At 63.7% G+C, this 26332-nt stretch carries 30 protein-coding genes; all 30 read left to right on the top strand.

Features of this window, described 5'->3' with window-relative positions:
- The first annotated feature begins 13 nt into the window (after positions 1 to 13).
- The 30 genes from AC3ENJ_RS05900 to rplE all read left to right on the top strand — a co-directional run bounded on the left by AC3ENJ_RS05900 (position 14) and on the right by rplE (position 26297).
- Positions 14 to 3904 (top strand): DNA-directed RNA polymerase subunit beta', encoded by a 3891-nt coding sequence (locus tag AC3ENJ_RS05900; RefSeq protein WP_431813373.1) that lies wholly within the window; start codon positions 14 to 16, stop codon positions 3902 to 3904.
- Between the two features lie 155 nt (positions 3905 to 4059).
- Positions 4060 to 4821, top strand: coding sequence for an IclR family transcriptional regulator (locus AC3ENJ_RS05895; RefSeq protein WP_190781343.1), 762 nt, complete (start codon positions 4060 to 4062; stop codon positions 4819 to 4821).
- A 145-nt stretch (positions 4822 to 4966) separates the two neighbouring features.
- Positions 4967 to 6163 carry a 4-hydroxybenzoate 3-monooxygenase gene (locus AC3ENJ_RS05890; protein ID WP_190781344.1) on the top strand — a complete coding sequence of 399 codons (1197 nt, stop codon included), beginning with the start codon at positions 4967 to 4969 and terminating at the stop codon, positions 6161 to 6163.
- Positions 6164 to 6207: 44 nt separating this feature from the next.
- Positions 6208 to 7023 (top strand): protocatechuate 3,4-dioxygenase subunit beta, encoded by an 816-nt coding sequence (gene pcaH / locus AC3ENJ_RS05885; RefSeq protein ID WP_190781345.1) that lies wholly within the window; start codon positions 6208 to 6210, stop codon positions 7021 to 7023.
- Positions 7016 to 7591 (top strand): protocatechuate 3,4-dioxygenase subunit alpha, encoded by a 576-nt coding sequence (gene pcaG, locus AC3ENJ_RS05880; protein WP_190781346.1) that lies wholly within the window; start codon positions 7016 to 7018, stop codon positions 7589 to 7591. Before pcaH ends, pcaG begins: the two co-directional genes overlap by 8 nt.
- Entirely contained in the window at positions 7588 to 9033 is a 1446-nt protein-coding gene (locus AC3ENJ_RS05875; protein ID WP_431813372.1) for a lyase family protein, read from the top strand. Before pcaG ends, AC3ENJ_RS05875 begins: the two co-directional genes overlap by 4 nt.
- A complete protein-coding gene (locus AC3ENJ_RS05870; protein ID WP_190781348.1) occupies positions 9030 to 9818 on the top strand; it encodes an alpha/beta fold hydrolase in 789 nt (262 codons plus the stop codon). The genes AC3ENJ_RS05875 and AC3ENJ_RS05870 overlap by 4 nt, the downstream gene beginning before the upstream one ends.
- Before the next feature lie 14 nt (positions 9819 to 9832).
- On the top strand, positions 9833 to 10240 hold the full coding sequence (pcaC, locus tag AC3ENJ_RS05865; protein ID WP_190781349.1) for a 4-carboxymuconolactone decarboxylase: 408 nt from the start codon (positions 9833 to 9835) through the stop codon (positions 10238 to 10240).
- Positions 10241 to 10414: 174 nt separating this feature from the next.
- Positions 10415 to 11626, top strand: coding sequence for a thiolase family protein (locus tag AC3ENJ_RS05860; RefSeq protein WP_431813371.1), 1212 nt, complete (start codon positions 10415 to 10417; stop codon positions 11624 to 11626).
- 41 nt (positions 11627 to 11667) lie between these two features.
- A complete protein-coding gene (locus AC3ENJ_RS05855; protein ID WP_190781351.1) occupies positions 11668 to 12366 on the top strand; it encodes a 3-oxoacid CoA-transferase subunit A in 699 nt (232 codons plus the stop codon).
- The gene (locus AC3ENJ_RS05850; protein WP_190781352.1) at positions 12363 to 13022 is read left to right on the top strand and encodes a 3-oxoacid CoA-transferase subunit B; all 660 of its coding nucleotides are present in this window, start codon (positions 12363 to 12365) and stop codon (positions 13020 to 13022) included. The genes AC3ENJ_RS05855 and AC3ENJ_RS05850 overlap by 4 nt, the downstream gene beginning before the upstream one ends.
- A 105-nt stretch (positions 13023 to 13127) precedes the next feature.
- Complete coding sequence (locus AC3ENJ_RS05845) at positions 13128 to 13922, top strand: IclR family transcriptional regulator domain-containing protein (protein ID WP_190781353.1); 795 nt, start codon at positions 13128 to 13130, stop codon at positions 13920 to 13922.
- 252 nt (positions 13923 to 14174) lie between these two features.
- A complete protein-coding gene (gene rpsL, locus AC3ENJ_RS05840; RefSeq protein ID WP_190781354.1) occupies positions 14175 to 14549 on the top strand; it encodes a 30S ribosomal protein S12 in 375 nt (124 codons plus the stop codon).
- Complete coding sequence (gene rpsG, locus AC3ENJ_RS05835) at positions 14549 to 15019, top strand: 30S ribosomal protein S7 (protein ID WP_190781355.1); 471 nt, start codon at positions 14549 to 14551, stop codon at positions 15017 to 15019. The genes rpsL and rpsG overlap by 1 nt, the downstream gene beginning before the upstream one ends.
- 78 nt (positions 15020 to 15097) lie before the next feature.
- Positions 15098 to 17212: an elongation factor G gene (gene fusA, locus AC3ENJ_RS05830; RefSeq protein ID WP_190781356.1), complete on the top strand. Its 2115-nt coding sequence runs from the start codon at positions 15098 to 15100 to the stop codon at positions 17210 to 17212.
- A 159-nt stretch (positions 17213 to 17371) separates the two neighbouring features.
- On the top strand, positions 17372 to 18562 hold the full coding sequence (gene tuf / locus AC3ENJ_RS05825; RefSeq protein WP_190781357.1) for an elongation factor Tu: 1191 nt from the start codon (positions 17372 to 17374) through the stop codon (positions 18560 to 18562).
- 532 nt (positions 18563 to 19094) lie between these two features.
- Positions 19095 to 19403, top strand: a complete 309-nt coding sequence (gene rpsJ / locus AC3ENJ_RS05820; protein WP_003803825.1) for a 30S ribosomal protein S10 — start codon at positions 19095 to 19097, stop codon at positions 19401 to 19403.
- A 16-nt stretch (positions 19404 to 19419) separates the two neighbouring features.
- Entirely contained in the window at positions 19420 to 20076 is a 657-nt protein-coding gene (gene rplC / locus AC3ENJ_RS05815) for a 50S ribosomal protein L3 (RefSeq protein ID WP_190781358.1), read from the top strand.
- Positions 20077 to 20082: 6 nt separating this feature from the next.
- A complete protein-coding gene (gene rplD / locus AC3ENJ_RS05810) occupies positions 20083 to 20712 on the top strand; it encodes a 50S ribosomal protein L4 (protein WP_190781359.1) in 630 nt (209 codons plus the stop codon).
- Positions 20709 to 21014 carry a 50S ribosomal protein L23 gene (rplW, locus tag AC3ENJ_RS05805; protein WP_190781360.1) on the top strand — a complete coding sequence of 102 codons (306 nt, stop codon included), beginning with the start codon at positions 20709 to 20711 and terminating at the stop codon, positions 21012 to 21014. Before rplD ends, rplW begins: the two co-directional genes overlap by 4 nt.
- Before the next feature lie 31 nt (positions 21015 to 21045).
- Positions 21046 to 21885: a 50S ribosomal protein L2 gene (gene rplB / locus AC3ENJ_RS05800; RefSeq protein ID WP_190781361.1), complete on the top strand. Its 840-nt coding sequence runs from the start codon at positions 21046 to 21048 to the stop codon at positions 21883 to 21885.
- Positions 21886 to 21897: 12 nt separating this feature from the next.
- Positions 21898 to 22179 carry a 30S ribosomal protein S19 gene (rpsS, locus tag AC3ENJ_RS05795; protein WP_016997047.1) on the top strand — a complete coding sequence of 94 codons (282 nt, stop codon included), beginning with the start codon at positions 21898 to 21900 and terminating at the stop codon, positions 22177 to 22179.
- Between the two features lie 51 nt (positions 22180 to 22230).
- The gene (gene rplV, locus AC3ENJ_RS05790) at positions 22231 to 22596 is read left to right on the top strand and encodes a 50S ribosomal protein L22 (RefSeq protein WP_190781362.1); all 366 of its coding nucleotides are present in this window, start codon (positions 22231 to 22233) and stop codon (positions 22594 to 22596) included.
- Positions 22597 to 23439: a 30S ribosomal protein S3 gene (gene rpsC, locus AC3ENJ_RS05785; RefSeq protein WP_190781363.1), complete on the top strand. Its 843-nt coding sequence runs from the start codon at positions 22597 to 22599 to the stop codon at positions 23437 to 23439. It abuts the gene before it with no gap.
- Entirely contained in the window at positions 23439 to 23855 is a 417-nt protein-coding gene (gene rplP / locus AC3ENJ_RS05780; RefSeq protein WP_190781364.1) for a 50S ribosomal protein L16, read from the top strand. The genes rpsC and rplP overlap by 1 nt, the downstream gene beginning before the upstream one ends.
- 3 nt (positions 23856 to 23858) lie before the next feature.
- Positions 23859 to 24164: a 50S ribosomal protein L29 gene (gene rpmC, locus AC3ENJ_RS05775; protein WP_431813370.1), complete on the top strand. Its 306-nt coding sequence runs from the start codon at positions 23859 to 23861 to the stop codon at positions 24162 to 24164.
- Positions 24161 to 24445, top strand: a complete 285-nt coding sequence (rpsQ, locus tag AC3ENJ_RS05770) for a 30S ribosomal protein S17 (RefSeq protein WP_190781365.1) — start codon at positions 24161 to 24163, stop codon at positions 24443 to 24445. Before rpmC ends, rpsQ begins: the two co-directional genes overlap by 4 nt.
- Positions 24446 to 25013: 568 nt before the next feature.
- Positions 25014 to 25382, top strand: coding sequence for a 50S ribosomal protein L14 (gene rplN, locus AC3ENJ_RS05765; protein ID WP_095796586.1), 369 nt, complete (start codon positions 25014 to 25016; stop codon positions 25380 to 25382).
- A 1-nt stretch (position 25383) separates the two neighbouring features.
- Positions 25384 to 25728: a 50S ribosomal protein L24 gene (rplX, locus tag AC3ENJ_RS05760; protein WP_431813369.1), complete on the top strand. Its 345-nt coding sequence runs from the start codon at positions 25384 to 25386 to the stop codon at positions 25726 to 25728.
- Positions 25728 to 26297 (top strand): 50S ribosomal protein L5, encoded by a 570-nt coding sequence (gene rplE, locus AC3ENJ_RS05755; RefSeq protein ID WP_431813368.1) that lies wholly within the window; start codon positions 25728 to 25730, stop codon positions 26295 to 26297. The genes rplX and rplE overlap by 1 nt, the downstream gene beginning before the upstream one ends.
- Positions 26298 to 26332 lie beyond the last annotated feature (35 nt).

Below are 26332 nucleotides of genomic sequence, written 5' to 3'. Positions count from 1 at the left end.
GGGACAGGACCTTATGTCCAACGATTCTTCACTAGGCCTCATGCGCATTGGCCTGGCCACCGCGGACCAGATTCGTAGCTGGTCGTACGGCGAGGTCAAGAAGCCCGAAACCATCAACTACCGCACGCTCAAGCCCGAGAAGGACGGCTTGTTCTGTGAAAAGATCTTCGGCCCCACCCGGGACTGGGAGTGCTACTGCGGTAAGTACAAGCGTGTGCGCTACAAGGGCATCATCTGTGAGCGGTGCGGTGTCGAGGTAACTCGCGCCAAGGTGCGCCGTGAGCGGATGGGGCACATTGAACTGGCCGCCTCCGTGACCCACATCTGGTACTTCAAGGGCGTCCCGTCGCGCCTGGGCTACCTGCTGGATCTGGCGCCCAAGGACCTCGAGAAGGTCATTTACTTCGCCGCCTACATGATCACGTCCGTGGACGAGCAGGCCCGTCACGACGACCTGCCCAACCTGCAGGCCGCGATCGACCGCGAGAAGAAGCAGATGGAGGACACCCGCGACGCGGACATCGCCGCGATCGCTCGTGACCTCGAGACCGAGCTGGCGCGCGTCGAGGAAGAAGGCGGCAAGGCCGCTGAGAAGCGCAAGCTGCGTGACTCCGCAGACCGTCAGATGGCCAACGTGCGTAAGCGCGCCGATCGCGAAATCGATCACATCGACAAGGTGTGGGACCGCTTCAAGAACCTCAAGGTCAACGACCTCGAGGGTGACGAGGCCCTGTACCGCCAGATGGTGGACCGCTACGGCATGTACTTCGAGGGCTCCATGGGCGCCGAAGCGATCAAGAAGCGCCTGGAGACATTCGACCTGCAGGCCGAGGCCGAGTCGCTCAAGGAAACCATTGCCACGGGCAAGGGGCAGCGCAAGACCCGCGCCCTGAAGCGCCTCAAGGTGGTCAATGCGTTCCTGACCACGGACAACTCGCCGCTGGGTATGGTTCTGGATGCCGTCCCGGTGATCCCGCCGGAGCTGCGCCCCATGGTCCAGCTCGACGGTGGCCGTTTCGCCACCTCGGACCTCAACGACCTGTACCGTCGCGTGATCAACCGCAACAACCGCCTGAAGCGGCTGCTGGATCTCGGTGCTCCCGAGATCATCGTGAACAACGAGAAACGCATGCTCCAGGAAGCTGTTGACTCCCTGTTCGACAACGGCCGTCGCGGCCGCCCGGTCACCGGACCCGGTAACCGCGCGCTCAAGTCGCTGTCCGACATGCTCAAGGGTAAGCAGGGGCGGTTCCGTCAGAACCTGCTGGGTAAGCGCGTGGACTACTCGGGCCGCTCGGTCATCGTGGTGGGCCCGCAGTTGAAGCTGCACCAGTGCGGCCTGCCCAAGCAGATGGCTCTGGAACTGTTCAAGCCCTTCGTGATGAAGCGCCTGGTGGACCTCAACCACGCTCAGAACATCAAGTCCGCCAAGCGCATGGTGGAGCGTTACCGCCCGCAGGTGTGGGATGTCCTCGAAGAGGTCATCACCGAGCACCCGGTTCTGTTGAACCGCGCTCCCACCCTGCACCGTCTGGGCATTCAGGCGTTCGAGCCGCAGCTGGTGGAGGGTAAGGCCATTCAGCTGCACCCGCTCGTGTGTGGTGCGTTCAACGCCGACTTCGACGGTGACCAGATGGCAGTGCACCTGCCGCTGTCCCCTGAGGCTCAGGCCGAGGCCCGCGTCCTGATGTTGTCCTCGAACAACATCTTGAAGCCCTCGGACGGTAAGCCGATCGCCCTGCCTTCGCAGGACATGATCATCGGTCTGTACCACCTGACCACCGTCCGTAACGGCTCCGCGGGTGAGGGCAACAGCTACTCGTCCGTGGCCGAAGCCATCATGGCCTACGACTCCCGCGAGCTGCACTTGAACTCCAAGTGCAAGATCGAGCTGGACGGCTTCGTGCCGTACGCCGGCTGGGAGGCTCCCGAAGGCTGGGAACCCGGCCAGTCCGCCGTCGTGGAAACCACCCTGGGTCGCGTGCTCTTCAACGAGACGCTGCCCGAGGACTACCCGTGGGACGAGAACGTCGCCGACAAGAAGCACTTGTCCTCGTTGGTGAACGATCTGGCCGAGCGTTACCCGATGACTCAGGTGGCACACACCCTGGACCTGCTCAAGGACGCCGGTTTCCATTGGGCATCCCGCTCGGGCGTCACCGTGGCCATCTCGGACATCGCGACCCCGCCGGAGAAGCCCGCCATCATGGAGGGTTACGAGGCACAGGCCGCGAAGATCCAGGGCCAGTACGACAAGGGCCTGATCGACGACGACGAGCGCCGTTCCGAATTGATCGACATCTGGTCCAAGGCAACCGACGAGGTCGCCGAGGCCATGCGGAAGAACCTGACCCCGAGCAACACCATCAACCGCATGGTGTCCTCCGGTGCACGTGGTAACTGGATGCAGGTCCGTCAGATCGCGGGTATCCGTGGTTTGGTGGCCAACCCCAAGGGCGAGATCATGCCCCGTCCGATCAAGTCCTCCTACCGCGAGGGCCTGTCGGTGCTGGAGTACTTCATCGCCACCCACGGTGCTCGTAAGGGTCTGGCCGATACCGCGTTGCGTACCGCCAACTCGGGTTACCTGACCCGTCGTCTGGTGGATGTCTCCCAGGACGTCATTGTCCGTGAGGCCGACTGCCAGACCCGCCGCGGTCTGGTGCTGCCCGTGTCCGAGGTTGACGAGTCCGGCGTGCGTTCGTTGCACGAGGACGTCGAGAACACCGTGCACGGTCGTGTGCTGGCCACCGATGTGGTTGATGCGAACGGCGAGATCGTGGCCGACGCCGGGCAGGACATGTCCGACGCCTTGATCAACAAGCTGTTCACCGCCGGTATCGACGAGGTTCGTGTGCGCTCCGTGCTCACGTGCGAATCCGCCGTGGGTGTGTGTGCCGCGTGCTACGGTCGCTCCCTGGCCACCAACCAGTTGGTGGACATCGGTGAAGCCGTGGGCATCGTGGCTGCGCAGTCGATCGGTGAGCCCGGTACCCAGCTGACCATGCGTACCTTCCACACCGGTGGTGTTGCCTCCTCGGACGGTGACATCACCCAGGGTCTGCCCCGTATTCAGGAGCTCTTCGAGGCGCGTACCCCCAAGGGTGTCGCCCCGATCTCCGAGGTGGCCGGCCGCGTGCGCATCGAGGACACCGACAAGTCCCTCAAGATCGTCATTGTCCCGGACAACGGCGACGAGGAATTTGCCTACCCGGTGCTGCGTCGCGCCAAGCTGCTCGTGCACGATGGCGATTCCGTGGTGGTCGGTCAGCAGCTCGTGACCGGTGCGGTCGATCCCAAGGAGGTGCTGCGCATTCGCGGTCCTCGTGAGGCTCAGAAGCACCTGGTGGACGAGGTCCAGGGCGTGTACCGCTCCCAGGGTGTGGGCATCCACGACAAGCACGTGGAGGTCATCGTCCGTCAGATGCTGCGTCGCGTGACCATTATCGAGTCCGGCGACACCGCGTTGCTGCCGGGTGAGCTGGTGGACAGCGTGCGCTTCCTGGAGGCCAACCGCGGAGCGGTGTCCGAGAGTAAGCGTCCCGCCGCGGGTCGTCCGGAGCTGATGGGTATCACCAAGGCTTCGCTGGCCACCGACTCGTGGCTGTCCGCCGCGTCCTTCCAGGAGACCACCCGCGTGCTGACGCAGGCGGCCATGGAAGGTAAGTCGGATCCGCTGCTGGGTCTGAAGGAGAACGTGATCATCGGTAAGCTCATCCCGGCCGGCACCGGCCTGGCACGGTACAACAACGTGGACGTTGAGCCCACCGAGGAAGCCAAGGCATCCATGTTCACCGATCCTTCCGCGTTCGCTGACTTCAGCTACGCCGAGGAGAACTCGGGTGCGTTGGGTTCGGAGTTCCAGGCCATCCCGTTGGATGACTACGACTTCGGCACCAACTGATTGTTCGCTCCGGTAGCTGAGCTGCCGTAGCCGTTCGACCGAAGGCCGGCCCCCACACGTGTGGGGGCCGGCCTTCGGCGTTGGTCGGGAGACTACGCTGAGAACAATGCATGTCGGTAGCCGTATCCACTGATGCGGCGGGGGAGGAGGCTGGGATGGCGAATTCGACGTCGGGGGATTCGGTTCTCGCCCGCGTAGAACGGATCCTCGCCGCGTTCGGTTCCGACACCCCGGTGCTCCAGCTCAGGGACATTGCCCGGTTCGCCCAGCTTCCGCCGTCCACCGCGCATCGATTGTTGGCCGAGATGAAACGGATCGGGTGGATCGAGCCCACCGGAGGCCAGGGCTACCGTGTGGGAACCCGGTTGTGGGAATTGGCCTCTCGGGCGGCGCTGGCGGAAGACTTGGCGTCCGTGGCCATTCCGTTCATGTCGGACGTGCACGCGGTGCTGCGCCAGCACGTGCACGTGGGCGTGGTGGAGGGCGATGACGTCCTGTTCGCCGAACGTATCCTCGGTAAGAATTCGGATGTGCCCCTGCGCTCGAACGTGGCCGGTCGATTGCCCCTGCACCAGTCGGCGGCGGGACTGGTGCTCCTGTCCCAGTACCCCGAGTCATTCGTCGGGGAATATTGCCAACGAGTGCGGGACGAGACGTTCCCCGAGGGAATTCCCGCCGACCGTCTCATGACCGATCTGCGGCGTTTTGCCCAGCGTGGCTACGCTCTGCAACGTGGCCGGATTGATGAGGGCACCGGCGGAATCTCGGTCCCGGTTCGGGTTCCGCAGGCCCACCGCCCGGTGGCCCTGGGCGTGGTCATGGCGTTGGAGGACATGGGCGCTGCGGAGGTGCCCGGGATCGTACAAACGTTACGGGTTGCATCTCACGGAATTTCCCGTGCCATGGGGGCCCTCTAACAACTTGATGAGGTTGTTCTTGGGCTTGTTCCGGGAGTGCGCCCCCGGGAGTCATACTCCCGCATGTTCCCATTGAATGGAACAACTGTGATGCGGACCATGGCCGCCCAGCATAATGTGAGTGACACGTGCGCAAGGAGGACACATGGTCAAAGAGCGAACAATTGTGGAGACCCAGGTGGGCATCGTGGGTGCCGGCCCCGCCGGACTGATGCTTTCCCACCTGCTGTACAAGGCGGGCATCGACAGCGTTGTGGTGGAGGCCCGCTCCCACGACGAGATCGCGAATACCCACCGCGCCGGCATTCTTGAGGCCGGCACCGTCAGGATGTTGGCGGAAACCGGAGTGGGTGGTCGGGTCCTGACCGAAGGCCACGAGCACGAGGGCACCACTTTGCGGTTCGAAGGTGTCAGTCACCGCATCGACTTCCAGAAACTCGTGGGCGAGTCCGTGTGGCTCTATCCGCAGAACGAGGTGTTCGTCGATCTTGCCGCGGCGCGCAAGCGCGACGGCGGCGACGTCCGCTACGAGGTCACCGACACCCAGATCAGTGACCTCACCTCCGACCAGCCCAAGATCCTGAGCACCACGGCCGACGGCGAGGAGCTCGAGATCCGTTGCAGGATCCTGGTCGGAGCGGACGGTTCCAAGGGCATTTCCAAGCGTCAGATCCCCGCCGACGTCCGTAGGGACAACTTCATCGAGTACCCGTTCGCGTGGTTCGGCATTCTGTGCGAGGCCCCGGCCTCCGCTCCCGAGTTGATTTACGCGAACTCGGAGCACGGCTTTGCCCTGATCTCCCAGCGCAGTGACACGGTCCAGCGCATGTATTTCCAGTGTGATCCCAATGAGAACGTGGCGGACTGGGACGATGAGCGCATCTGGGCGGAGTTGCAGCGTCGCATCGACGGCCCGGACGGTCTGCAGTTGCAGCGCGGCAAAATTTTCGACAAGACCGTCCTGCCGTTCCGTTCCTACGTCTGTGAACCGCTGCGCTACGGGAACATGTTCCTGGTGGGGGACGCCGGTCACACGGTTCCGCCCACGGGTGCCAAGGGCTTGAACCTGGCCTTCTGCGATGTGCGCGTGCTGGCCCCGGCCATTATCGACTTCTTCGACAACGGTGATGAAAGCGGCCTGGCGGAGTATTCGGCCAAGGCCCTGGAACGCATTTGGAAGGCTCAGAACTTCTCGTACTGGGCCACCAACCTCATGCACATCCAGCCCGGGGAGAATCCCTTCAATCAGAAGCGCCGCCGCGGCGAGTTCGCGTCCATCACCGGATCGGAGCGCGGATCCGCCTACTTCGCGGAGTGCTACACCGGCTGGCCGGATCAATGAGCCACACACTATCCACCGCAGCTCTGTCCATAAGGAGATGAATGATGGCAGCTGAGAATCCAGAGGACGCCTTCGAGCCGCTCACGGCCAAGGGCGCCGATGACGCCGCTGACAGCCAGGACCAGCTCAACAACGAGATGGCCGGAATCACCAAGCAGTACGAGGAGTCCGGTCGTACGGAAACCCAGCCGCGGCTGGACTACGCGCCCTACCGCAGCTCCATCCTGCGCCACCCGACCAAGGACCCGCGCCACGCGGACCCGGAGACCATCGAGCTTTACGCTCCGGCCTTCGGTGAGCGGGACGTGCACAAGCTCGAGTCGGATTTGACCATTCAGGACGGCGGTGAACCGATCGGTGAGCGCATCCGCATCAACGGCCGCGTGCTGGACGGTGATGGCCGCCCCGTGCGCAATCAGCTGGTGGAGATCTGGCAGGCCAACGCGGCCGGTCGCTACATTCACAAGCGCGATCAGCACCCCGCGCCCATTGATCCGAACTTCACGGGCGTGGGCCGCTGCATCACCGGTGATGACGGGTCCTATTCGTTCGTGACGATCAAGCCCGGACCGTATCCGTGGAAGAACCACCAGAACGCATGGCGCCCGGCGCACGTGCACTTCTCACTGTTCGGCACGGACTTCACCCAGCGCATGATCACCCAGATGTACTTCCCGGGCGATCCACTGTTCGCGTTGGATCCCATTTACCAGTCGATCGTGGATCCCAAGGCCCGTGACCGCCTCGTGGCCGACTACGACCACAACGTGTCCGAGCACGAGTGGCTGCTGGGCTACACATGGGACATCGTGTTGAGCGGTTCCAACCGGACCTGGACGGAGGACGACAGCAATGTCTGAGAACACCCAACGCCTGGTACCCACCCCGGGTCAAACCATTGGCCCGTTCTACGGGTACGCGCTTCCGTACGAGAACGGCGAAAATCTGGTGGACCGATCCCGCCCCGGCGCCGTGCGCCTGCACGGCACCGTCTACGACGGCCACGGCGTACCAGTGCCCGACTCCATGCTGGAGATCTGGCAGGCGGACGAGGAAGGCAACGTCTCCCAGGAGACCGGCTCGTTGCTCCGCGACGGCTACACGTTCACCGGATTCGGCCGCGTGGCCGTGGACAACGAGGGCCACTACACCTTCACCACGGTCAACCCCGGCCCCACCGAGGCCGGCAAGGCGCCGTTCATCTGCCTGACCGTGTTCGCCCGCGGCCTGCTCAATCGGCTGTTCACGCGCATCTACCTGCCCGAGGACACCGACGCACTCGGCAATGACCCGCTGCTGTCGGGCCTGTCGGACGACGAGCGAGCCACCCTGGTTGCCACTCGCGAAGCGGACGGCTCGTTGCGCTTCGACGTGCACCTGCAGGGTGACGGAGAGACCGTGTTCCTGGCCTACCCGGGGCTTGAATGATCACCACGGGTCTTCTCACTCCGGGAGGCCACCGGGCGGCCGAGCTGCTCGACGATCGTGCCGTGGCCCGCGCCGTTCTCCGCACGGAGGCGGCGTGGGTCGCGGCCCAGTCGCGTCTGGGACTCGTGCCGAGACGCATCGCTGACATTGCTCGTGACGCGGTGGACCACGTCACTTTGGACGAGGCATCACTTGACCGGTTGGCGGTCGCTTCCGAGGGCGGCGGCAATCCGGTCATTCCGCTGCTCGCCGACTACCGCGCCGCGGTCACCGAACTGCACGGTTCCCCGGTGGCCGCAGTGCACAAGTCCCTCACGAGCCAGGACGTCATGGACACCGCGCTCGCCATCGTGCTCAAGGCCGCGCGAAACAGTCTGGTGTCGGATCTGACCCGCACCGGGGACGCTCTCGCCGGCCTGGTCGAGGCCCACACGGACACCGTGATGGTCGGGCGCACCCTCACCCAGCACGCGCTGCCCATTGCTTTCGGTGTCAAGGCGGCCTCGTGGCTTGCGGGGGTCGACGACGCCGCGCGCGACGTGCTGGACCGGGCTCACCTCCCCGTGTCCTATGGGGGAGCCGCCGGAACCCTGGCGGCGGGTATGGCCCTGTGCGATCAGGGGGGAAGTACCGAGCAAACCGCTGACAGGCTTTTCACCCTGATCGGGTACTGGGGCGAGGAACTCGGACTGGGGGTACCGGATCACGTCTGGCACACCGATCGCGTTCCGGTCCTGCGGGTTGCCGGAGCGCTTGCGGAAACGACCGCGGCACTGGGGCGCATGGCCAACGACGTGCTGTTGCTGTCCCGGCCCGAGGTGGGCGAATTGCGCGAGCCCACCGCCGAGGGTCGCGGGGTCTCGTCCGCAATGCCCCAAAAACAGAATCCCGTGTTGAGCGTTTTGCTCAAGCGCACGGCGTTGGCCGCGCCCCACCTCCTGAGCCAGGTCACCTCCGGTGCCGCGGCGGCCGTGGATGAGCGTCCGGACGGCGGGTGGCATGCGGAATGGCCCGCGCTGCGTGAGCTAGCGGTGCTGGCGACCGCGGCGGCGTCGCACGCTGCGGAACTCGCCGACGGTCTGACCGTCAACGCCGAACGCATGGCGCAGAACCTGCGCCGGGCAGGCACCGGTGTGATGGCCGAACGACTCGGTGCCGCTCTGACGCCGGTGCTGTCAAAATTCGACGGTTCCACGGCCAAGCAGCGAGTGCAGGCCGCTGTGCGTGAGCATCCCCTCGACGCCGAGGCGCTCGTGGACCACCTGACCGACCTGATCACGGGTGAGGACTCGCGGTCATTTCCGGACGGTGTGAACCCGCGGGAACGGGCCAGCGTGGGAGCGTGGGTACGGCAGCTGTTGGACCCCCGCGGTTATCTGGGCGCCGCGCAGCAGCTGTGCGACCGTGCCGTGAAAAACCACCGCGAAAGGTTGATTGCATGAGCGTGCCCGAGCTTGGACTCGTGGAGTTCTCGAACCCCGAACAGCTTCCCGATGACGCACCCCTGGTGGTCCTGGGGCCCGGAATCGGCACGTCCGTGGCCAATCTTTACGGCGGTGTGGTCTCCCGCCTGGCCCACGAGATGCGCGTGGTCGGATGGGATCTCCCCGGCCACGGCGTGAGTGGACCGACCCGCGACTTCACGGTGGCGGAGCTCGCTCAGGGTGTCCTGGCCGCGGTTGCGGGGCAGCTGTCTTCCGGGCCCTTCCACTACGTGGGCACATCCATTGGCGGTGCGGTGGGGCAGCAACTGCTTGCGGATCCTTCGGACCGGCTGGCCTCACTGACATTGATTGCCACGACCGATTACTTCCCGGACCCGCAGGGCTGGAACGAACGCGCGGACCTCGTGGCCCGGGCGGGAACTCCCACCCAGGTGATCAACTCCGCAAAGTTGTGGTTCGCCCCGCATTTCCTGGCGCATCACCCGGAGGTCGGCACCGCCCTGCTGCACGACCTGCAGAACGCGGATCGGTACAGCTACGCCGCCGCGTGCCGCTCGCTGGCCGGCTTCGACCTGCGCGAAACTCAGCCCGGAACAGAGGTACCCGTTCTGGCGCTGTCCGGACCGGGCGACGTCGTTGCTGGGCCCGAGACCGTGCAGGCACTGGCCAAGAAGTTGGGCGCTCGCCACGAGACGATCGCGAATACGTCTCACTTATTGGCTGCGGAGGCGCCGGAAGTCACCGCCGGACACATCACCCGATTCATCTCGGCCCACCGCTGAGCAGAAAGGACTCCATGACCGATCGTTCAGAACGCACCCAGTCCCAGGCCCACCAGGACGGCATGACCGTGCGCCGCGAGGTGCTCTCCGACGCGCACGTGGATCGCGCCGAGGCCGGCAAGACGGAATTCACCGAGCAGTTCCAGGACTTCATCACCCGCTACGCGTGGGGCGAGATCTGGACCCGGCCGGGCCTGGATCGCCGAATGCGCAGCGCGTGCGTCCTCACGGCACTGATTGCGGCCGGGCACTGGGAAGAGTTCGAGATGCACGTGCGGGCTGCAATCGGCAACGGGCTGTCCCCGGACGAGATCAAGGAAATCCTTCTCCAGTCGGCCATCTACTTATCGGTGCCGTCCGCGAACAACGCGTTCAAGCATGCTCAAAAGGTGCTGTCGGACATGGGGGCGCTGGGGGAGTAGCCCGGGGCGCGAGGTGCACCACGGCGCGGATCGCATCTAATGTTCGCCATGCGTACAGGTGTTCACATGGCGCGCACATTGGGGGTATTCTGGAACCACGCAATGCGGCGTCGTCGGCCCATGGAGACGGTGTCGCCCCGGGAGACCGGGTGAGCCCAACCTGTGAGGATTTACATGAACCACGCTTACGTGTACGACGCAGTCCGCACCCCGTTCGGCAAGGTGGGCGGTGCGTTGTCCAGCCACCGCCCCGATGATCTGGCCGCCCTCGTGGTCAAGACCATGGTGGAGCGCGCTCCCCAGCTGGATCCTTCCGCCATCGACGAGGTCTACTTCGGCAACGCCAACGGCGCCGGCGAAGAGAACCGCAACGTGGCCCGCATGGCCACCCTGCTCGCGGGACTGCCCACCTCCGTTCCCGGATCCACGATCAACCGCCTGTGCGGTTCCTCCCTGGACGCCGCCATGATGGCCTCGCGTCAGATCGAAGTGGGCGAGGGTGACCTGCTGCTCGTGGGTGGTGTGGAATCCATGTCCCGCGCCCCCTGGGTGCTCCCCAAGACCGAGCGCGCCTTCCCCATGCAGGACCTCAAGCTCGCCAACACCACCCTGGGGTGGCGCCTGGTCAACCCGGAAATGCCGGATGCCTGGACCGTCTCGCTGGGCGAGGCCACCGAGCAGTTGCGTGAGAAGCACCAGATTTCCCGTGAGGATCAGGATGAGTTCGCCGCTCGTTCGCATCAGCTCGCCGCGAAGGCCTGGGACGAGGGCAAGTACGACAACCTCACCGTGAGCGTGCAGTCCAACACCAAGCGCGGTGTGGAACTCACCCGTGACGAGACGGTCCGTGCGGATTCCACCGCCCAGACCCTCTCCGGCCTGCGCACCGTGTTCCGCACGGGTGAGGACGCGACGGTGACCGCCGGAAATGCCTCGCCCATGAATGACGGCGCCTCCGCGGCGTGGTTGGGCAGTGAAAAGGGCGCTGACCTGCTCGGCATCGCACCCATTGCACGCATCGCCGGTCGCGGCGCCGCGGCCAACGAGCCGCAGTACTTCGGTGAGGCACCCGTGGCGGCCGCCAACCTCGCGCTCAAGCGGGCGGGGATCACCTGGGGAGACGTCGCGGCCGTGGAGCTCAATGAAGCGTTCGCCGCGCAGTCGCTCGCGTGCCTGCGCCAGTGGGGCGTGGACCAGAGCATCGTGAACACGTGGGGCGGTGCCATCGCGATCGGTCACCCGCTCGGCGCCTCCGGTACCCGCGTGCTCGGCACCCTGGCACGCCGTCTCGAAGAGTCTGGCGAGCGCTGGGGCGTGGCCAGCCTGTGCATCGGCGTGGGCCAGGGCCTGGCCGTGGTACTCGAGAACGAGAACGCCCAGGGCTGAGCAACCCCACCCCAGACCAAACGAGGAAAGGCATACAGCTCATGCTGAACATTGCAGACAGCGTGGCCGCGGCCGTGGAGCCCATCCACGACGGCGCCTGCGTGATGATCGGTGGCTTCGGTGTTGCCGGGCAGCCCGTTGAGCTCATTGACGCGCTCATCGAGAACGGCGCCAAGGATCTCACCGTGGTCAACAACAACGCCGGTAACGGAGACGTGGGACTGGCCAAGCTCATCCAGCTCGGCCGCGTGAAGAAAATCATTTGCTCCTTCCCGCGCCAGTCGGACTCGTGGCACTTCGACGAGAAGTACCACGCCGGCGAGATCGAGCTCGAGGTCGTACCGCAGGGCAACCTGGCCGAGCGCATCCGCGCCGCCGGTGCGGGTATCGGCGCGTTCTACACCCCCACCGGCTACGGCACCCCGTTGGCGGAGGGCAAGGAAGTACGTGAACTGGACGACAAGCACCAGGTGCTCGAATACCCCATCCACGCGGACTTCTCCCTGACCAAGGCACACACCGCGGACACCGCGGGCAACCTGGTCTACCGCAAGACCGCGCGCAACTTCGGCCCCATCATGGCGGCCGCCGCAAAACGCTCCATCGTGCAGGTGAGCGAGATCGTGGAGCGCGGTCAGCTCGACCCCGAGGTCGTGGTGACCCCCGGGATCTACGTGGACACCGTGGTCAGGCTCGAAGCTCCCAAGCAGGTAGACCCGCGAGAGGAAGGTGCGGCATGAGCGCCCCGCAGAACAGTGATCACGCCCTGAGCCCCGAAGAGCTCGCCGAGGTTGTGGCCCGCGACATTCCCGCCGGCGCCTACGTCAACCTGGGAATCGGCCAGCCCACGCTGGTCTCCAACTACTTGTCCCCCGAGGACGACGTCACCCTGCACACCGAGAACGGCATGCTGGGTATGGGTGCGGAGGCCAAGGGCGACGAGGTCGACCCGGATCTCATCAACGCGGGCAAGATTCCCGTGGTCGAGACGGAGGGCTGCTCCTATTTCCACCATGCGGATTCCTTCGCGATGATGCGCGGCGGTCACCTGGACTGCTGTGTCCTGGGTGCCTTCCAGGTGGACCAGAAGGGCAACCTGGCCAACTGGCACACCGGCAAGCCCGGCGCCATCCCCGCGGTGGGCGGTGCCATGGACCTGGCCACCGGCGCCAAGCAGACGTTCGTGATGATGACCCTGCAGACCAAGAAGGGCCAGCCCAAGCTGGTGGCTGAGTGCGATATGCCGCTGACCGGTGTGGGTTGCGTGTCCCGCATCTACACGGACAAGGCCGTGTTCCTCATCGAGGATGACGGCGTGCGGGTGCGCGAGACCTTCGGTATCGGTTTTGACGAACTCACCGAGTTGATCGACATCGAACTCAAGCCCGCCAATTGACGTGGGCGCGGGGGTGGAGTCGATCGGGTTCCACCCCCGCTTTTCGTTAATCCCGTGTACTTCCCGCAACCCCCAGTAGCCGACCCGTGTGATTTGGAGCCCCCCGTGAGCGCTGACGCAGACTCCGCCGACAAGAGCCAGTACGTTCAATCGCTCGCGCGCGGGCTGTCGGTGATTGCCGCTTTCGACGCCGCTCAGCCCGTCATGACGCTCTCCGACGTTGCACGACACACGGGTTTGACGCGCGCCACCGCGCGCCGGTTCCTCCTCACGCTCGAATCACTGGGGTACGTCCGTTCCGACGGGCGGATGTTCGAACTCACGCCCAAGGTGCTGCAATTGGGGTACTCGTATCTTTCGGCGCTGTCACTGCCGCAGGTCGCAAGCCCGCATCTGAAGCGGCTCTCGGACACCCTGCAGGAATCCACGTCCTTGTCCGTGCTCGACGGACAGGACATCGTGTACGTGGCGCGCGTGGCCACGCACCGCATCATGACGGTGGCGATTGCCGTGGGAACCCGCTTCCCCGCTTATGCCACCTCCATGGGTCGGGTGCTGCTCGCGGACCTCAGCGCCCAGGAACTGGCGGAGTACCTCTCGGCAGCGCAACTGTCACCGTTGACCCGGCGGACCACCACCGAGCGCGACGCCCTGGCGCAGCAGCTGCAGCGTGTGCGCGAGCAGGGCTACGCCGTGGTGGATCAAGAACTGGAAGTGGGGCTGCGCTCGGCCGCAGTGCCGGTCAGGGACCGCGCCGGCCGCACAATTGCCGCGATCAATGTGTCCATGCGCGTGGGGATGCCCGGGGTGGACACCGATCACCCCGAGACCCAGGTGATCCCGGAGCTGCTTGCCTGCGCGGATGCCATTTCTCAGGACCTCGCGGCGTCGGGCCACTGAGCTCCCGTGCTCGGCGGCGGGCTCGCCCGCACACCGGTTCGCGGCGGTGAGCGGTAACTGCTACACTGGGCAGGAATTGCTCGGTCACGAGCGCGCGCATTTTCGAATTAATGGCAAATTGGACCCTGTCCTGTGGTACGCACCTTGTACCTAGATGCCATTTTTTGTCGTGCCTGCTTCCGTGACTCACCAATCCGCAGTCAGCAGACCGTTCACCCGGTGAACGCAAGGTCTGCCCAAACAGGAGGCACTGTGCCAACTATTCAGCAGCTGGTCCGTAAGGGCCGGACGTCCAAGGTCATGCAGACCAAAGCCCCCGCGCTCAAGGGCAACCCCATGAAGCGCGGCGTGTGCACCCGTGTGTTCACCACCACCCCCAAGAAGCCGAACTCGGCTCTGCGCAAGGTGGCCCGTGTCAAGCTCAACGGCGGCGTGGAAGTTACCGCGTACATCCCCGGTGAGGGACACAACCTGCAGGAACACTCCATCGTGCTGGTGCGCGGTGGTCGTGTGAAGGACCTGCCGGGTGTTCGCTACAAGATCGTGCGCGGCGCACTCGACACACAGGGTGTCAAGGGCCGCCAGCAGGCTCGTTCCCGCTACGGCGCCAAGAAGGAGAAGAAGTAATGCCTCGTAAAGGTCCCGCTCCCAAGCGCCCCCTCGTCGTAGACCCCGTCTACGGCTCTCCCGTGGTCACCCAGTTGATCAACAAGGTTCTGCAGGACGGCAAGAAGTCCACCGCAGAGCGCATTGTCTACGGTGCCCTCGAAGGCGTTCGTCACAAGACCAACGCAGATCCGGTCGTCACTCTGAAGAAGGCCCTCGACAACGTCAAGCCGGCCCTCGAGGTCCGCTCCCGTCGTGTCGGTGGCGCCACCTACCAGGTCCCGGTCGAGGTCAAGGCAGGCCGCGCCACCGCGCTGTCCCTGCGTTGGCTCGTTGGCTACGCCAAGGTCCGCCGCGAAAACACCATGACTGAGCGTCTCCAGAACGAGATCCTCGACGCCTCCAACGGCCTGGGTGCCGCTGTGAAGCGCCGCGAGGACACCCACAAGATGGCTGAGTCCAACAAGGCCTTCGCCCACTATCGCTGGTAAAATCCGATAGGCGTGTCGGCCCCGTCAACAACGGGGCCGACCATGGGCCCGGCACCAACCTTTACGAAGGGAACCATCGTGGCACTTGACGTGCTTACCGACCTGAACAAGGTCCGCAATATCGGCATCATGGCTCACATTGATGCCGGTAAGACCACGACCACCGAACGAATCCTGTTCTACACGGGCATCAACCACAAGCTCGGCGAGACGCACGACGGTGCATCCACGATGGACTGGATGGCGCAGGAGCAGGAACGCGGCATCACCATTACCTCCGCCGCGACCTCTTGCTACTGGCACGACAACCAGATCAACATCATCGACACCCCGGGCCACGTGGACTTCACGGTCGAGGTCGAGCGCTCCCTGCGTGTGCTCGACGGCGCCGTGGCAGTCTTCGACGGCAAGGAAGGCGTTGAGCCGCAGTCGGAGACCGTGTGGCGCCAGGCTGACAAGTACGAAGTTCCGCGCATCTGCTTTGTCAACAAGATGGACAAGCTCGGTGCCGACTTCTACTTCACCGTGGACACCATCAAGTCCCGCCTGGGTGCAACCCCGCTCGTTCTGCAGCTGCCCATCGGCGCCGAGAACGACTTCGTGGGCGTTGTCGACCTGCTCACCATGAAGGCGTTCGTTTGGGAAGGCGACTCCAAGGGTGACGTGTCCCTGGGCGCCAAGTACGAGATCCGCGAGATCCCCGAGGATCTGCAGGAGCGTGCCGAGGAGTACCGCAACCAGCTGGTCGAATCCGTGGCTGAAGCCGATGACGCGCTCATGGAGAAGTACCTCAACGGTGAAGAGCTCACCCAGGATGAGATCAAGCACGGCATTCGCGAGCTGACGATCAACTCCAAGGCCTACCCGGTGCTGTGTGGTTCCGCGTTCAAGAACCGCGGCGTGCAGCCCATGCTCGACGCTGTGATCGATTACCTCCCCACGCCGTTGGACGTCCTCTCCGTGCAGGGTCACTCCGTGAAGGACGAGGAAGAGGTCATGACCCGTCCGGCGGACGCGAACGCACCGTTCGCCGCGCTGGCGTTCAAGGTCGCGGCCCACCCGTTCTACGGTCAGCTCACCTACATCCGCGTGTACTCGGGTAAGGCTAAGGCCGGCGAGCAGGTGCTCAACTCCACCAAGGGCAAGAAGGAGCGCATCGGCAAGCTGTTCCAGATGCACTCCAACAAGGAGAACCCGGTGGACGAGATCTCGGCCGGTCACATCTACGCGGCCATTGGTCTCAAGGACACCACCACAGGTGACACCCTGTGCGATGCGCAGAACCCCATCGTGCTGGAGTCCATGAGCTTCCCCGAGCCCGTCATCTTCGTGGCTATCGAGCCCAAGACCAAGGGCGACCAGGAAAAGCTCTCCACCGCGATCCAGAAGCTCTCCGCTGAGGACCCCACCTTCACGGTGTCCCTCAACGACGAGACCGGCCAGACCGAGATCGGCGGCATGGGCGAGCTTCACCTGGACATCCTGGTGGACCGCATGAAGCGCGAATTCAAGGTGGAAGCCAACGTGGGCAAGCCGCAGGTGGCTTACCGCGAGACCATCAAGAAGGCCGTGGACAAGGTCGACTACACCCACAAGAAGCAGACCGGTGGTTCCGGCCAGTTCGCCAAGGTGCAGGTGGCTTTCGAGCCGCTCCCGCTGGACTCCGAAGAACTCTACGAGTTCGACAACAAGGTGACCGGTGGCCGCGTTCCTCGCGAGTACATTCCGTCCGTGGATTCCGGTATCCAGGACGCCATGCAGCTGGGTGTTCTTGCCGGATACCCCATGGTCGGCGTGAAGGCCACCCTGCTCGACGGCGCCTACCACGACGTCGACTCGTCCGAAATGGCGTTCAAGATCGCCGGTTCCATGGTGTTCAAGGAAGGCGTTCGTCGCGCCAACCCTGTGCTCCTGGAGCCGCTGATGTCCGTGGAGGTTCGCACCCCCGAGGAGTACATGGGCGACGTAATCGGTGACCTGAACTCCCGTCGCGGTCAGATCCAGTCCATGGAGGATGTCACCGGCGTCAAGCTGGTGAAGGCCCTCGTGCCGCTGTCCGAAATGTTCGGCTACATCGGTGACCTCCGGTCCAAGACCCAGGGTCGTGCCGTGTACTCCATGCAGTTCGACAGCTATTCAGAGGTCCCGAAGGCCGTTGCCGACGAGATCATTCAAAAGAACCGCGGCGAGTAGGCCCACCGGGGACCCGTCCCCGAATTTCGATAAACCACTAAAGCCAAAGTAGACTTGCACAGGTTTCGACTGCAGCAGCGCCCTGCGCTGTGATAGTACGCTCCGAGTCTTCGGAGCAGTCGAGTAAGTCTCACCTCAATGTTCTAGGAGGAACACATCATGGCGAAGGCCAAGTTCGAGCGCACCAAGCCGCACCTCAACATCGGCACCATCGGCCACGTTGACCACGGCAAGACCACGCTCACCGCTGCCATCTCCAAGGTGCTTGCTGACAAGTACCCGGATCTCAACGAGCAGCGCGACTTCGGTGCAATTGACTCCGCTCCGGAGGAGAAGCAGCGCGGCATCACCATCAACATCTCTCACATCGAGTACCAGACCGAGAAGCGTCACTACGCTCACGTTGACGCCCCCGGTCACGCGGACTACGTGAAGAACATGATCACCGGTGCTGCTCAGATGGACGGCGCGATCCTCGTGGTTGCTGCCACCGACGGCCCCATGGCTCAGACCCGTGAGCACGTTCTGCTGGCCCGCCAGGTGGGCGTTCCCTACCTGTTGGTGGCACTGAACAAGTCCGACATGGTCGACGATGAGGAACTGCTGGACCTCGTCGAGATGGAAGTTCGTGAACTGCTGTCCGACCAGGGCTTCGACGGCGACAACGCACCCGTGGTGCGCGTGTCCGCCCTGAAGGCTCTCGAGGGCGACGCTCAGTGGGTCAAGTCCGTTGAGGACCTCATGGAGGCCGTGGACGAGAACATCCCCGAGCCGGTGCGCGACACCGACAAGCCGTTCCTGATGCCCGTCGAGGACGTCTTCACCATCACCGGTCGTGGCACCGTGGTGACCGGCCGTGCCGAGCGTGGCACCCTGCCGATCAACTCGGAGGTCGAGATCGTTGGCATCCGCCCGATCCAGAAGACCACCGTGACCGGTATCGAGATGTTCCACAAGCAGATGGACGAAGCCCTCGCGGGCGAGAACTGTGGTCTGCTGCTGCGTGGGCTCAAGCGCGACGATGTCGAGCGTGGCCAGGTCGTGTGCAAGCCGGGTTCCATCACCCCGCACACCGACTTCGAGGCCAACGTCTACATCCTGTCCAAGGAAGAGGGCGGGCGTCACAACCCGTTCTACTCGAACTACCGTCCGCAGTTCTACTTCCGCACCACCGACGTCACCGGCGTCATCACGCTGCCCGAGGGCACCGAGATGGTCATGCCCGGTGACAACACCGAAATGAGCGTTGAGCTGATCCAGCCCATCGCCATGGAGGACGGCCTCGGCTTCGCTATCCGTGAGGGTGGCCGCACCGTTGGTTCCGGCAAGGTGACCAAGATCAACAAGTAATCATCCGATTACGCTGCTGATCGCCGGCTAGCCCGGCACGCCACGTAAGGCCCCGCCAGTTTCGTACCGGCGGGGCCTTACGCGTTCGCGCACCGCCGCCACGACGACGTCGCTTCACGCCCGCCGCACGGCGTCGGCGCGTTGCTCAAAGCGTCCGACGGGGTGGGAGCACCCGCGTTTGCAAAGGTGCGTAATTTTCTGGCAGAATGGTCGCTGTTGTTCACGTGTCGGTGTGTGCCCGTGAAAAGGCCCCGACCGCGTCGGGCGAACCGGTACATCGAAGCAGCCGCAACGAGCCATGGTCTTCATGGGATCACGTCAACAACCATCCAACCGGCACCATAGAAATTAGTTGTGCGAACTCGTGTTTGCGTTTTATGCGACACGCCCGAGTTCGGGTGTCGGTGCTTCAGCAGGGTGAGGAACCCGGTTACACCGGATTCAGTCTGTGTGAAGTGGCGATAAAAACGCCGAACACAAGGGGCTTTGGCTCCACACAGGGAAGTACTTGAAGAAAGAGAGTCACGACGCCATGGCGGGACAAAAAATCCGCATCCGGCTGAAGTCCTATGACCACGAGGTCATTGACGTCTCGGCCCGGAAAATCGTTGAGACGGTGACGCGCGCAGGCGCCACGGTGGTGGGACCCGTCCCGCTGCCCACGGAGAAGAACGTCTACTGCGTGATCCGCTCGCCGCACAAGTACAAGGACAGCCGTGAGCACTTCGAAATGCGCACACACAAGCGGCTGATCGACATCATCGACCCCACGCCCAAGGCTGTCGACTCGCTCATGCGTCTCGACCTGCCGGCTGACGTGAACATCGAAATCAAGCTGTAAAAAGGATCGCACCCCAATGACTACCACTTTCGAACGCCAGGTTAAGGGCCTGCTGGGCACCAAGCTCGGCATGACCCAGGTCTGGGACGAGAACGGGAAGTTCGTGCCGGTGACCGTGGTCAAGGCCGACTCCAACGTCGTGACGCAGCTGCGCAACGAGGACAATGACGGCTACAACGCCGTTCAGATCGGCTTCGGTGCGATCGATCCCCGCAAGGTTTCCAAGCCGCTGGCTGGCCACTTCGCCGCCGCCGGAGTGACCCCGCGCCGCCACGTCGTCGAACTTCGTACTTCCGATTCCGCTGACTACGAGCTCGGCCAGGAACTGTCCGTCGAAATCTTCGACGCCGGGACCAAGGTCGATGTTGTCGGCACCACCAAGGGCAAGGGCACCGCCGGTGTTATGAAGCGTCACGGCTTCGCCGGCGTGGGCGCCTCCCACGGTGCACACAAGAACCACCGCAAGCCGGGATCCATCGGCGGCGCATCGTACCCCGCACGTGTTTTCAAGGGCATGAAGATGGCCGGCCGGATGGGCAACGTCCGTCACACCACCATGAACCTGACCGTTCACGCTGTCGACGCCGACAACTCCCTGCTGCTCATCAAGGGCGCCCTGCCGGGCCCCAAGGGATCGGTCGTCCTCGTCCGAACCGCAGTGAAGGGAGCCTGATAAGCCATGGCAACTGAAACCGTAAACGTCGAGCTGCCCGCTGAGATCTTCGACGCGCAGACCAACGTGGCACTGCTTCACCAGGTCGTCGTCGCTCAGTTGGCCGCAGCACGCCAGGGCACGCACAAGACCAAGACTCGCGCGGAAGTTTCCGGTGCAGGTCGCAAGCCGTTCAAGCAGAAGGGCACGGGTCGCGCTCGTCAGGGCTCCATCCGCGCACCGCACATGACCGGCGGTGGCGTTGTCCACGGCCCGACCCCGCGTGACTACTCCCAGCGCACGCCCAAGAAGATGAAGGCAGCTGCCCTGCGCGGTGCCCTCTCGGACCGGGCTCGCAACAACCGCATCCACGTGGTCGCGGATCTGGTGACCGGCGCCGAGCCGTCCACCAAGGCCGCCAAGGTTGCCCTGCGCTCGGTCACCGAGCGTAAGAACGTGCTGGTTGTTCTGGACCGCGGTGACGACGTCGCTGCATTGTCCGTGCGCAACCTGGTCAACACGCACGCCGTGTACGCAGACCAGCTCAACACGTACGACGTGCTCGTCTCGGACGACGTGATCTTCACCAAGGCCGCTTACGATTCGTTCGTTGCTGCTGCGTCCGCTACGGGTAAGAACCAGGAGGACGCCAAGTGAGCGCGATCTACAACAAGGACCCGCGCGATGTGATTATTCGCCCGGTCGTCTCCGAGAAGTCCTACGGACTGATCGACGAGGGTAAGTACACCTTCCAGGTGGCGCCCTCGGCCAACAAGACCGAAATCAAGTACGCCGTGGAGACGATCTTCGGCGTCAAGGTCGAGTCCGTCAACACCCTCAATCGTCCCGGTAAGCGCAAGCGCACTCGCTTCGGCTGGGGACAGCGTAAGGCCACCAAGCGTGCCATCGTGTCCCTTCGGGAAGGTTCCATCGACATCTTCGGCGGTCCGCTCGCCTGAGCGGAGACCACTTTAACGAGGAATATCAATTATGGCTATCCGTAAGCACAAGCCGACAACCCCGGGCCGTCGCGGCTCGTCGGTTGCCGACTTCGTAGAAATCACGCGCAATACGCCCGAGAAGTCACTGGTGCGTCCGCTGCCCAAGAAGGGCGGTCGCAACAACACTGGTCGTATCACCACCCGTCACAAGGGCGGTGGGCACAAGCGCCAGTACCGTGTCATCGACTTCCGTCGTCACGACAAGGACGGCGTCGACGCCAAGGTCGCTCACATCGAGTACGACCCCAACCGCACGGCGCGCATTGCGCTGCTGCACTACGTCGACGGCACCAAGCGCTACATCGTGGCCCCGAACAGGCTCAAGCAGGGCGATATTGTCGAGTCCGGTCCGTCCGCCGACATCAAGCCCGGCAACAACCTGCCGCTGCGCAACATCCCCGTGGGCACCGTGCTCCACGCCGTGGAGCTGCGCCCGGGCGGCGGCGCGAAGCTGGCCCGCTCGGCCGGTGCATCCGTGCAGCTCGTCGCCAAGGAAGGTAAGTACGGCCAGCTCCGTCTGCCCTCCGGCGAAATCCGCAACGTCGACGTTCGTTGCCGCGCAACAGTGGGCGAGGTCGGCAACGCCGAGCAGTCCAACATCAACTGGGGCAAGGCCGGACGTAACCGCTGGAAGGGCATCCGCCCGACCGTCCGCGGTGTCGTCATGAACCCCGTCGACCACCCGCACGGTGGTGGTGAGGGTAAGACCTCCGGTGGCCGCCACCCGGTCAACCCGAACGGCAAGCCCGAGGGACGCACCCGTCGCCCCAACAAGGAAAGCGACAAGCTCATCGTCCGTCGTCGTCGTACCGGCAAGAACAAGCGCTAAGGAGCCTGACTAATGCCACGCAGCCTCAAGAAGGGCCCTTTCGTTGATCAGCACCTCTACCTGAAGGTCGCCAAGGAGAACGAGAAGGGTACCAAGAACGTCATCAAGACGTGGTCCCGCCGCTCGATGATCGTGCCCGACATGCTTGGACACACGATTGCCGTGCACGACGGACGCAAGCACATCCCGGTGTTCATCACGGAGTCGATGGTCGGGCACAAGCTCGGCGAATTCGCTCCCACCCGCACGTTCCGCGGCCATGTGAAGGACGACAAGAAGGGCAAGCGTCGCTGACCCACGGGTTAGCACGTAGCACTTCTTCGACAAGACGAGAGAAGGAAAGCAATGGAAGCCAAGGCATCTGCGCGCTACATCCGCGTGACGCCTATGAAGGCCCGGCGCGTCGTCAACCTGATTCGTGGCCAGCAGGCGAATGAGGCATTGGCGATTCTGAAGTTTGCCCCCCAGGCAGCTTCCGAGCCGGTGTTCAAGGTTCTCGAATCCGCCGTGGCCAACGCCCGGCAGACGGCCGAGCGTGAAGGCCTCGCGTTCAAGCAGGAAGACCTCGTTGTCTCCGCTGCTTACGTGGATGAAGGACCCACCATGAAGCGGTTCCAGCCGCGCGCCCAGGGCCGTGCGTACCGCATCAACAAGCGCACGAGCCACGTGACCGTGGTCGTGGCGACCCCGGAGAAGGAGGAGGTCCGCTAAGTGGGACAGAAAATCAACCCCAACGGATTCCGTCTGGGTATCACCACCGACCACATCTCGCACTGGTACGCCGACTCCAACCAGCCGGGCCAGCGCTACAAGGACTACATCCGCGAGGATGTGAAGATCCGCGAGCTGATGTCCAAGGGCATGGAGCGCGCAGGCATTTCCAAGGTCGAAATCGAACGTACCCGCGACCGTGTGCGTGTGGACATCCACACCGCTCGCCCGGGCATCGTGATCGGCCGCCGCGGCGCCGAAGCTGACCGCATCCGCGGTGAGCTCGAGAAGCTGACCGGCAAGCAGATCCAGCTGAACATCCTGGAAGTCAAGAACCCCGAGACCGACGCGCAGTTGGTCGCTCAGGGTGTCGCCGAGCAGCTCGCTTCTCGCGTGGCTTTCCGCCGCGCCATGAAGAAGGCCATTCAGTCCGCACAGCGTGCGGGTGCCAAGGGTATTCGTATCCAGTGCGCCGGCCGCCTCGGTGGTGCTGAAATGTCCCGCTCGGAGTTCTACCGCGAAGGCCGTGTGCCCCTGCACACCCTGCGCGCGAACATCGACTACGGCTTCTTCGAGGCAAAGACCACCTTCGGCCGTATCGGCGTGAAGGTCTGGATCTACAAGGGTGACCTGACCTCCAAGGAACTGGCAGCACAGCAGGCCGCTGCTCCGTCTTCGCGCGGACGCAACGACCGCCGCGGTGGCGCCGGGGGCGGCGAGCGTCGTCGTCGTGGGGGCAATGACCGTAACGACCGTGGCGGGCGCCGTGAGCGTAACGACTCCGCCGCAGCCCCGCAGCAGAACAACGCTGCGGAGGCGTCCAACGCAGAGGGTGGTAAGTAATGCTTATCCCACGTCGTGTTAAGTTCCGCAAGCAGCACCACCCCAAGCGACGGGGTCAGGCCAAGGGCGGAACCCAGGTATCGTTCGGCGAGTGGGGCATCCAGGCATTGAGCCCGGCATATGTCACCAACCGTCAGATCGAAGCCGCGCGTATCGCAATGACCCGCCACATCAAGCGTGGCGGTAAGGTCTGGATCAACATTTACCCGGACCGTCCCCTGACCAAGAAGCCCGCCGAAACCCGCATGGGTTCCGGTAAGGGCTCACCCGAATGGTGGGTCGCCAACGTCAAGCCCGGACGCATCATGTTCGAGATCTCCGGCGTGACCGAGGAAGTCGCCCGTGAGGCGCTTCGTCTGGCAATCCACAAGCTCCCGATGAAGGCACGTATCGTGCGTCGCGAAGGTGGTGAATGATCAATGGCCATTGGATCCAAGGATCTGAACATGGAAAACCTCGCGGCACTGGACAACGGTGCTCTGACCGAGCAGTTGCGCAAGTCCAAGGAAGAGCTGTTCAACCTGCGCTTCCAGTCCGCAACCGGTCAGCTCGAGAGCAACGGTCGCCTGAAGTCCGTCAAGCGTGATATCGCCCGCATCTACACCGTGCTCCGTGAGCGCGAGCTGGGCATCCGCGAAGAGGTCGAGGCGAGTGCTGTAGAGACCGACAAGAAGGCAGCCAAGGCAAGCAAGAAGGCCGCCAAGTCTGAGGATGATGCCAAGTGAGCGAGCAGGTTAACAACGAGGCGACGGCCAAGCGCGGTGACCGTAAGACCCGTCGCGGCTACGTAGTCTCCGACAAGATGGACAAGACCGTGGTCGTGCAGGTGGAGGACCGTGTGAAGCACGCCCTCTACGGCAAGGTCATGCGCAAGTCCAAGCGAGTCAAGGCTCACGACGAGGAGAACACCGCCGGTATCGGCGACCTCGTGCGTATCGCCGAGACCCGTCCGCTGTCCGCCAGCAAGAACTGGCGCATCGTGGAGATCATCGAGAAGGCCAAGTAAGGTCGTTTCGATCGACACAGCAGGTCGGCGGCGCGCCGGCCAGCGGGCCCCCATCCTCGGATGGGGGCCCGCTTCTTTTGCGCAGCGGCCAGTTGGACCCAGCGGGGCCTGGGCTGTAGAGTAGATCAGTACGCGTGTGGCACACGTGTGTCCATATCACTGACTTCGACACTGCTGAGTCAGAATCCTCTATGCCCCACCAACCGCCTGGCGGTTCACGTTCTCGAAAGAGAATTCGGGGTATGAACCGGCGTATTCGCGTGTTCCGACATGCGATGTAACGCGGCATCGTCAAGCGATGATCACCGCGCCTCCGCTGCCCGTTCACGGATTCTGGTTGCGCAGACCGATCCGCAGTGGGGCAGCGAAGCAGATGACCCGTTCGTCTGAATCACTTCGAATCACTGACGCCACAAACCCAGCGCGTACGTGCTTTGCGAAAACGCCTCGGGCCCCTCCTACGGTCACGGGGAGCACCGTTCAGCAAAGCGTTCAAATATCTACCGTTCCGCAAGGCTCGACATCGTCCAGATATGGATGAGAACCGGCGCGACGACAGGAGAAATCAGTGATTCAGCAGGAGTCGCGGCTTAGGGTCGCCGATAACACGGGTGCAAAGGAAATCCTCACCATCCGTGTGCTCGGTGGATCCGGACGCCGTTACGCAGGCATTGGCGACGTTATTGTCGCCACCGTAAAGGACGCAATCCCCGGCGGCAACGTCAAGAAGGGCGACGTTGTCAAGGCCGTTGTGGTCCGTACCAAGAAGCAGAGGCGCCGTTCCGACGGCTCCTACATTCGTTTCGACGAGAACGCCGCAGTGATCTTGAAGACCGACGGGGATCCCCGTGGCACGCGCATCTTCGGCCCCGTGGGTCGCGAGCTGCGCGACAAGAAGTTCATGAAGATCATCTCGCTGGCTCCGGAGGTGCTCTGACATGGCAAAATTCAAGATCAAGACCGGAGACCTGGTTCAGGTCATTTCCGGCAGTAAGCAGAACAAGGGCAAGCAGGGCAAGGTCCTGCACGTAAACACCGAAACCTCCCGCGTGGTGGTTGAGGGTGTCAACGTGGTGACCAAGCACAAGCGTGCCAACGCCCAGGGCGAAGCCGGTGGCATCGTCAAGACCGAGGCTCCCATTCACATCTCCAACGTGATGCTCGTGGACCCGGAGACCGGCAAGCCGACCCGCGTGGGCTACCGCACCGAGACCGTGGAGCGTGACGGCAAGCAGAAGACCGTTCGCGTTCGCGTGTCCAAGAGCACCGGCAAGGATCTGTGATGAGCGAAACGACCGAAACCAAGATGACACCGCGGTTCAAGACCAAGTACCAGGAGACCGTTGCGCCGGCACTGCAGGAAGAGTTCGGTTACACGAACGTCATGCAGCTGCCCCGCATCACCAAGGTCGTCGTGAACATGGGCCTGGGCGAGGCAGCCAAGGACTCCAAGCTGGTGGATTCCGCCATCAAGGACCTGACCGCCATCACCGGCCAGAAGCCCGTGGTCAACCGCGCCAAGAAGTCCATTGCACAGTTCAAACTGCGCGAAGGCATGCCCATCGGCGCCCACGTCACCATGCGTGGCGACCGCATGTGGGAATTCCTGGACCGTCTGGTAACCCTGGCCCTGCCGCGTATCCGTGACTTCCGCGGACTGTCCGATCGCCACTTCGACGGCAACGGCAACTACACCTTCGGTTTGACGGAACAGTCCATGTTCCACGAAATCGACCAGGACCGGATTGACCGCGTGCGCGGCATGGACATCACCGTGGTGACCTCCGCAAAGACTGACGACGAGGGTCGTGCCCTGCTCAAGGCGCTCGGCTTCCCGTTCAAGACCAACTAATTCCCGCGACGTCAGAGGTCCCGACTGGCTGTAAC

It is taken from the genome of Kocuria sp. cx-455, assembly GCF_057707085.1.
This window is presented reverse-complemented; position numbering and strand designations above follow the sequence as displayed.

Bases quoted from the DNA above. Each gene is read 5' to 3' on its own strand.
- AC3ENJ_RS05900 (WP_431813373.1), top strand. From the start codon at position 14: ATGTCCAACGATTCTTCACTAGGCCTCATGCGCATTGGCCTGGCCACC.
- AC3ENJ_RS05895 (WP_190781343.1), top strand. From the start codon at position 4,060: ATGGCGAATTCGACGTCGGGGGATTCGGTTCTCGCCCGCGTAGAACGG.
- AC3ENJ_RS05890 (WP_190781344.1), top strand. From the start codon at position 4,967: ATGGTCAAAGAGCGAACAATTGTGGAGACCCAGGTGGGCATCGTGGGT.
- pcaH (WP_190781345.1), top strand. From the start codon at position 6,208: ATGGCAGCTGAGAATCCAGAGGACGCCTTCGAGCCGCTCACGGCCAAG.
- pcaG (WP_190781346.1), top strand. From the start codon at position 7,016: ATGTCTGAGAACACCCAACGCCTGGTACCCACCCCGGGTCAAACCATT.
- AC3ENJ_RS05875 (WP_431813372.1), top strand. From the start codon at position 7,588: ATGATCACCACGGGTCTTCTCACTCCGGGAGGCCACCGGGCGGCCGAG.
- AC3ENJ_RS05870 (WP_190781348.1), top strand. From the start codon at position 9,030: ATGAGCGTGCCCGAGCTTGGACTCGTGGAGTTCTCGAACCCCGAACAG.
- pcaC (WP_190781349.1), top strand. From the start codon at position 9,833: ATGACCGATCGTTCAGAACGCACCCAGTCCCAGGCCCACCAGGACGGC.
- AC3ENJ_RS05860 (WP_431813371.1), top strand. From the start codon at position 10,415: ATGAACCACGCTTACGTGTACGACGCAGTCCGCACCCCGTTCGGCAAG.
- AC3ENJ_RS05855 (WP_190781351.1), top strand. From the start codon at position 11,668: ATGCTGAACATTGCAGACAGCGTGGCCGCGGCCGTGGAGCCCATCCAC.
- AC3ENJ_RS05850 (WP_190781352.1), top strand. From the start codon at position 12,363: ATGAGCGCCCCGCAGAACAGTGATCACGCCCTGAGCCCCGAAGAGCTC.
- rpsG (WP_190781355.1), top strand. From the start codon at position 14,549: ATGCCTCGTAAAGGTCCCGCTCCCAAGCGCCCCCTCGTCGTAGACCCC.
- tuf (WP_190781357.1), top strand. From the start codon at position 17,372: ATGGCGAAGGCCAAGTTCGAGCGCACCAAGCCGCACCTCAACATCGGC.
- rpsJ (WP_003803825.1), top strand. From the start codon at position 19,095: ATGGCGGGACAAAAAATCCGCATCCGGCTGAAGTCCTATGACCACGAG.
- rplC (WP_190781358.1), top strand. From the start codon at position 19,420: ATGACTACCACTTTCGAACGCCAGGTTAAGGGCCTGCTGGGCACCAAG.
- rplD (WP_190781359.1), top strand. From the start codon at position 20,083: ATGGCAACTGAAACCGTAAACGTCGAGCTGCCCGCTGAGATCTTCGAC.
- rplB (WP_190781361.1), top strand. From the start codon at position 21,046: ATGGCTATCCGTAAGCACAAGCCGACAACCCCGGGCCGTCGCGGCTCG.
- rpsS (WP_016997047.1), top strand. From the start codon at position 21,898: ATGCCACGCAGCCTCAAGAAGGGCCCTTTCGTTGATCAGCACCTCTAC.
- rplV (WP_190781362.1), top strand. From the start codon at position 22,231: ATGGAAGCCAAGGCATCTGCGCGCTACATCCGCGTGACGCCTATGAAG.
- rplP (WP_190781364.1), top strand. From the start codon at position 23,439: ATGCTTATCCCACGTCGTGTTAAGTTCCGCAAGCAGCACCACCCCAAG.
- rpmC (WP_431813370.1), top strand. From the start codon at position 23,859: ATGGCCATTGGATCCAAGGATCTGAACATGGAAAACCTCGCGGCACTG.
- rplX (WP_431813369.1), top strand. From the start codon at position 25,384: ATGGCAAAATTCAAGATCAAGACCGGAGACCTGGTTCAGGTCATTTCC.
- rplE (WP_431813368.1), top strand. From the start codon at position 25,728: ATGAGCGAAACGACCGAAACCAAGATGACACCGCGGTTCAAGACCAAG.